Origin of the sequence: Roseovarius sp., from assembly GCF_048262375.1 — a bacterium.
Lineage (GTDB): Bacteria > Pseudomonadota > Alphaproteobacteria > Rhodobacterales > Rhodobacteraceae > Roseovarius.
This window is the reverse complement of the sequence record NZ_JBLXFE010000056.1, coordinates 1-5,987: the sequence shown is the minus strand read 5'-3', so window position 1 is coordinate 5,987 and position 5,987 is coordinate 1. Positions and strand designations below refer to the sequence as shown.

Annotated in this window: 6 protein-coding genes; 2 read left to right on the top strand and 4 right to left on the bottom strand. The window is 58.8% G+C overall.

Annotated features, from left to right (window positions below; all coding sequences use genetic code 11):
* A partial coding sequence (locus ACN0SW_RS20135; protein WP_417729684.1) for a sterol desaturase family protein occupies positions 1-335 on the bottom strand: 335 nt, incomplete at its 3' end.
* Positions 336-424: 89 nt separating this feature from the next.
* Between ACN0SW_RS20135 and ACN0SW_RS20130 the strand changes: the two genes are divergently transcribed.
* Entirely contained in the window at positions 425-1,087 is a 663-nt protein-coding gene (locus ACN0SW_RS20130; protein ID WP_417729683.1) for a Crp/Fnr family transcriptional regulator, read from the top strand.
* Between the two features lie 454 nt (positions 1,088-1,541).
* Here ACN0SW_RS20130 and ACN0SW_RS20125 read toward each other — a convergent pair whose 3' ends face one another.
* On the bottom strand, positions 1,542-2,228 hold the full coding sequence (locus ACN0SW_RS20125; RefSeq protein ID WP_417729682.1) for a TIGR02117 family protein: 687 nt from the start codon (positions 2,226-2,228) through the stop codon (positions 1,542-1,544).
* 29 nt (positions 2,229-2,257) lie between these two features.
* Here ACN0SW_RS20125 and phhA point away from each other — a divergent pair, with 29 nt between their 5' ends.
* Complete coding sequence (phhA, locus tag ACN0SW_RS20120) at positions 2,258-3,154, top strand: phenylalanine 4-monooxygenase (RefSeq protein WP_417729681.1); 897 nt, start codon at positions 2,258-2,260, stop codon at positions 3,152-3,154.
* A 1,053-nt stretch (positions 3,155-4,207) separates the two neighbouring features.
* On the opposite strand, the gene ACN0SW_RS20115 is transcribed toward phhA, so the two are convergent.
* Positions 4,208-5,191 carry a 50S ribosomal protein L11 methyltransferase gene (locus ACN0SW_RS20115; RefSeq protein WP_417729680.1) on the bottom strand — a complete coding sequence of 328 codons (984 nt, stop codon included), beginning with the start codon at positions 5,189-5,191 and terminating at the stop codon, positions 4,208-4,210.
* A gap of 12 nt (positions 5,192-5,203) precedes the next feature.
* Positions 5,204-5,987, bottom strand: a 784-nt coding sequence (locus ACN0SW_RS20110; protein ID WP_417729679.1) for an ATP-binding cassette domain-containing protein, incomplete at its 5' end; no start/stop codon positions are given.

Sequence of the window (5,987 nt, the reverse complement as noted above, 5' to 3'; positions counted from 1 at the left end):
GAGCGATGGAGATTGTAGAGAAACGGCAGGCTGTGCGATAGGCGGTGCCACCAATATTGTATCATGTCGTCGAGCACCAGGAACAGGCCGATGGCGGCGATCAGGGGAATATTCGCCAGCGCACCCTGCCATTGCGGTGCGATGCTTCCGAGAATGAACTGGACCGAGACGATAATCCCGGGCTGGGTGATTACCAGCAGCACGAAGGAACCGATGATTTCCACCCACGCATCATCGCGGGTCTGCTCGGGCTTGCTGAACAGACGCGTGCGGAGGAATTCGAGCATTCCAAAGACAAGGAAAATACCGGTAATTGCGAAAATCTCGGGCCGCATGACATCTCTCCAGAGGCTTGATTCTGATCCCCTGTTAGCGCAAGAGAAAGATCAGAAATGTAAATAGCTTTTCAATTGGGGAAATTTTCATGGACGGATCATCCCTGGCGGCAACCGGCTTTGTAAAAGCGCTTCCCGACGCCGTTCGCCGCGATTTGCTCGCGCGCGGGAAGCCCCGGTTCTTTGCCAGGGGCCAGATCATCCAGCAGCGCGGCGATACCGCCAGGGAATTCTGGTATATCGAAAGCGGATCGGTACAAATCGGGCGCTATGGCATTGACGGACGGCTGACCCTGTTTGCGCTGATCGGCGCGGGCGACACGTTCGGCGAACTGGCGTTCATGGGAGAGTTTCCGCGAACCGTGGATGCGATTGCCGGGACCGATTGCACCCTGATCCGGATCGGCGACAGTGAACTGCAAAGCCTGATGGAAACCGATCCGTTCGTCACGCGTCTGCTGCTCAAGACCATGGCGCTGACCGTGCAGGAATCGTTCGACCTGGTCGAATCGAGCCGCAACCTCTCGGTGCCGCAGCGGCTGGCGCAGGCGCTGCTCCAGCTCTGCGGCGATCAGGGTGATGGCGCCGAGATAAGGGCCACCCAGCAGGATATGGCTGATCTTGTCGGGGTTTCGCGGGTGTCGCTGGGCAAGGCCCTGACCAAGCTGGAGGGCGCGGGCGTGGTGGAGCCGGGATATGGGGCTGTGACGATCAAAGACCGGGCGAGCTTGCGCGATATGGCCGGCGGCTAGCGAATTTACCGTTCGTCCTGAGCTTGTCGAAGGGTCGAAGGATTGTGATCAGACGAGAGGCGTGGTTTGACAGGCTCACCACTGACGGGTTTATGCCGAACTTTGGATAAAGACCTTTCGACGGCTCGGTGCAAACGGAACGCGGCGAGGGCGGTCCTTCTCCCGTGAGGGAGAAGGATACAGAGCCTTGTGAGTGCAGCGAATTAGGCGGCGTTGGATGAGGGTGTTCTGCCGGTGATGGCGTGCGCCAAACCCGAGATTGAACACCCTCATCCAGCTGCGACTAGGCAGACAAGCTGCCAAGTCTTCGCATCCTTCTCCCTCACGGGAGAAGGCGCGGGATGCGTTTCGGCTGGCTGCCGTTCGTCCTGAGCTTGTCGAAGGATATTTTTTTAGGAGAGGCGTGGTCCGACAGGTTCACCACAAACGGCATCTTAACCTCAGGGCGAACCGTTCATTTCGGACTTTCCGCAACCCAGCGCATCACGCCGCCCTGAAACGGGGTCCAGCGGCCGGTGCGGATACCGGCTTGCTGGAGGACGTCGCTGGTCCAGTTGTTGCAGGTGTAGAAGGCGTTGTAATGGCCGCGGGACCGGTAGAACAGGTCATCCCGTCCATAGCCCCGCGAGGGTTGGGAGCGACCTTGCCCGTCGAGGACGAATTTCGCTTCGATGGCGGCGGCGATCTGGCGATATTCCGCGTCGCTGACGATCAGACGCCGGCGATAATGGGGATAAGACTGTGGATAGTTCAGGTGATGGACGTGGATAAGCACCTTGCTGCTGCCAAATATCGCGCTGAGTGCATCGCGGGCGCGGAGATCCGTCCACAGGCGGGTGTTGCGATAGACGCCTTCATGGCCCCAGCCGACCAGCACATGGCTGCCGTAGCGGGACGGATCGGCGAGATGCTCGGGACGGATCAGGCCGGTCCAGTCCTGCACGGGATTGCGCAGCGGCATGACGATTCCGGTGTGGACGCCGTTGGTTTCGATGAACAGCTCGATGCCATCCGCCGGGCTTTGCCATTGCCGGTTGGCCGGGAGCAGACTGCCCGCGAGCGCCGCCAGCAGATAGGCTGCGATGATTGCAGCCAGTGCCAATGAACAGCTTTTTAACCATTTTAGTGCCGTAGTTGTCATTGAAACCAATTCTGATGTAAGATGCCGCCATGCTCGACACGCCCGAACCCGACAACCATGTCTATGACAAGCCGCCAGCGCACGCAAATGCGGACTGGACGATTGATCAGGACTGGCGGTCCTATACCGCGGAAGAGCACGAGACGTGGGATATATTGTACGCGAGGCAGCGGGAAATGCTGCCGGGCAGGGCGGCGCAGGCGTTTCTCGACGGCATCGACATATTGCAGCTGTCGCGACCGGGAATCCCCGATTTCGAAGAACTCAACCGGATATTGATGGACGCCACCGGCTGGCAGGTCGTGGCGGTGCCCGGCCTGGTGCCCGATGACGTGTTTTTCAACCATCTCGCCAACCGGCGCTTTGTCTCGGGCAATTTCATCCGCCGGCGCGACCAGCTCGACTATCTCCAGGAACCGGATATTTTTCACGATGTCTTCGGCCATGTCCCGATGCTCGCCGACCCGCGTTTTGCTGACTATATGGCGGCTTACGGGCGCGGCGGGCTGCGGGCGCTGGAATTCGGCACGCTGAAACAACTGGCGCGGCTGTACTGGTATACCGTGGAATTCGGCCTGATTCAGGAAGCGGAAGGCTTGCGTATCTATGGCGCGGGTATTGTCTCGAGCTATGGCGAGAGCGTCTTCGCGCTCGATGATCCGAGCCCCAACCGGATCCTGTTCGATCTCGAACGGGTGCTGCGCACCGAGTACCGGATCGACGATTATCAGCAGAATTATTTCGTCATTCCGAGTCTCGATGAGCTGTTGCGGGTGACCGTGGAGACCGATTTCAAGCCGCTCTATGACCGGATTGCCGATATGCCCGATATCAAGATTGCGGAGATCGTCGAGGGGGACGAGGTGCTGACCGAGGGGACGCAGGAATATGCGCGGTCGCAGGCGGGTGAGGCTACGGTTGTTTGATTGAGCGCCGATCCGTGGCGAGCGTCCGGGTTGGACTCACGCGAAGCCGCGAAGTCGCAAAGAATAGCGCGCATAGTTCCGGCCTTTGTGGTTTTGTGAGCGTTGACAATATTGCGGCGCACCGAAAACTTTACAGCAAAGTGCCGGTTTTAATTTCTGTGACTTTTGCCGCTATGTGGTAGATTTCCTGCATTTGCCGGTTGTCGGCCCAGGGCCGAGTGTGACCTTTCAATTTGCCCGCCAAACCGGTTCCGACGCAATATGCGAACAGCAGACAGATTGTGTTTTCTTATCCATAATGTCAAAGAGCCTGGCCCGTGGGACCGGTTGCGACAATAAGAAATCGGGGAGGGTGTAGGAAAGCGGTTTTTGTGTAATGTTATACCTGTCACCGGAATCCGCACCGGAACTCGTGTCGCCGGAATTCGAAGCTGCTTCCGTTTTTAGAATATTACACACTGTGTAATCTATGCACTTGACGGCGCGGTCAACTTTAGCAATGTTAGAGATGACTGGCGAAGAGATAAGTCTTAAAACCCTTTCCCCTTGTGGAGGGGGGCAAGAAGACCGGACCGTAGCAGGAACCAATACCTCGACTTCTCTCTTCGCCACCGTCCTCCCATGGATCGAGAATAGACGGCTGCCAGCTTGGTGTGCCCCCTAGGAGCACCACCACAACCTATAGTGGCTGACTCAGATTTTTATGCAAGGGGGTAAATGACAAATTAACGACTCCATTCGTCGCGCAAACGAATCGCTCGGTCGGACGGCGATTTATGCTGCAGCTCGGAGACTCGCCCTTTCTCTAAGGACGCAGGCGAGCGCAAGAGTCGATGGTCAATTTACAAATATCGGTTGCGACTTTACAGAAAAGTTGGGGATTGCGGTCTGTTTGGGCAAGGTTTTGAGCCTGCGAGGGCAGGGGGCGTGTTCTCAATTCGTTCTATTTCCAGCTGACGACCTATTTCCGCGGTCACTATGTAATCTCAAATTCTCGAGATGGACCGCAAAACGAGTCACGCGCCTCGCTTTGCCCTTCGCCGGAGCACAACTCTAAATCTCCCCGAAATAATCCGATGCCAGCGGTGATTTTTTCCGGTGCGGCTTGCGGATCCAGCCGTATTTTTGCGATTTGACCAGAGTCAGGCACGGCCATTCATGGGCAAGGCGGGTGTGCCTGAGGCGAAATCCCTGGCGGCGGTAGGCGCGGACGACTTCAGCTTTCTGGCGGGTCAGTAGCCCGGCGAGCAGCAGCACCGTCCGGGCTCCCGATGCGGCGGCGATTTGCGGGGCCAGTGCGACCAGCGGACCGGCCAATATATTGGCGATGATCAGATCATAGGGCGCGCGCTGTTTGAGCGCCGGATGGTCGAGGCCGTTGCTCTGGACCAGCCGGATCTGGCTTTTGCGATTGCCCAGCTGGATCGCATTCTGGCGGGCGTTGTCCCCGGTCACCGCAACTGCAACCGGATCGATATCGCTGGCAATGATTTTAGCCTCCGGCCAGAGATGGTGCGCGGCAAAAGCCAGCAGCCCGGTGCCGGTACCGATATCGGCGATATTGCGGAACCGGTGACCGGTCCGCTTCAGCCGGTCGAGGCTGTGGAGGCAGCCCGTGGTGGTCTCATGATGGCCGGTGCCGAACGCCTGGCCGGCATCGATGCAGATGCTGATCAATCCGGGGTCGGCGGATGGCTTGTCGCTCGACGTATGGACATGGAAGCGGCCGGCACGCAGCGGTTCGAGGCCCTGCTGGCTAAGGGTCACCCAATCTTCGTCCATGAGTATCTCGACAATCGGCTGAAACCCGGACTGTTCTGCCGATGGCGACAGTTGCAGGAGGGTCCCGATCAGCGCGGTATCGGGTGGCGTTTCGCAATAGACGTCGATCATCCATTTGTCCGGGTGCTTGCCACCGATTTCGCTGACGACAATGGTCGGGGTTGAATCGCTTGAGGCGATGAACAGCTGGTCTTCCGACAACATCCGCGCTTCGTCGCGGGTGCAGGGGAGCGAGACCTTCCAGGTTGTGGTCAAGGCCGGGACCGGTCAGGCATCGACCTTTTCCTGTTCGAGCTTGTCGCTGGCCTCCAGCCATCTGGCTTCGGCCTGGTCGAGCCGGTCCTGGATTTCGGCCCGCAGCTTCATCAGGTCGGTCATCGTCAGATCGGCGTGTTTCGGTTCGGCCGATGCAGGATCGAACATCGCGCGGTCGATGGCCGACAATTCTGTGCCGAAAGTCTGCATTTGCTTTTCGGCGGCGGTGACGGTCTTGCGCAGCTCGGTTTGCTGTTTGCGTCTTTCGGCGGCAGCGCGCCGCTCTTCCTTGCGATTGCCCCCGCTAGCCTTCCCCGAAGAGGAAGTCGGCTGATTCCTGCCGAGCACAAAATCGGTATAATCCTTGAGCGATCCGGAAAATTCCTCTGCCTTGCCGCTGTCGACCATCATCAGGCGATCGGCGGTCAGTTCCAGCATATGGCGGTCATGGCTGACAAGGATGACGGCCCCGCTGTATTCGTTGAGTGCATGGACCAGGGCCTCGCGGGCATCGACGTCGAGATGGTTGGTTGGTTCGTCGAGGATCAGCAGATGCGGCGCGTCGCGGGTGATCATCGCCAGCGCGAGGCGGGCGCGCTCGCCGCCGGAGAGTTTTCCGACCTTGATCGTCGCCTTGTCTCCGGAAAAGCCGAACCGGCCGAGTTGCGCGCGCACCGCTGCCGGATTGGCATCCTTCATCAGCCGGGTCATATGTTCCAGCGGCGTGTCGGCGGTATCCAGCTCCTCGACCTGATACTGGGTGAAATAGCCGACGGTCAGCTTGCCCGATTTGTTG

Coding starts and splice junctions, on each gene's coding strand:
- ACN0SW_RS20130 (WP_417729683.1), top strand. CDS start 425: ATGGACGGATCATCCCTGGCGGCAACCGGCTTTGTAAAAGCGCTTCCC.
- ACN0SW_RS20125 (WP_417729682.1), bottom strand. CDS start 2,228: ATGACAACTACGGCACTAAAATGGTTAAAAAGCTGTTCATTGGCACTG.
- phhA (WP_417729681.1), top strand. CDS start 2,258: ATGCTCGACACGCCCGAACCCGACAACCATGTCTATGACAAGCCGCCA.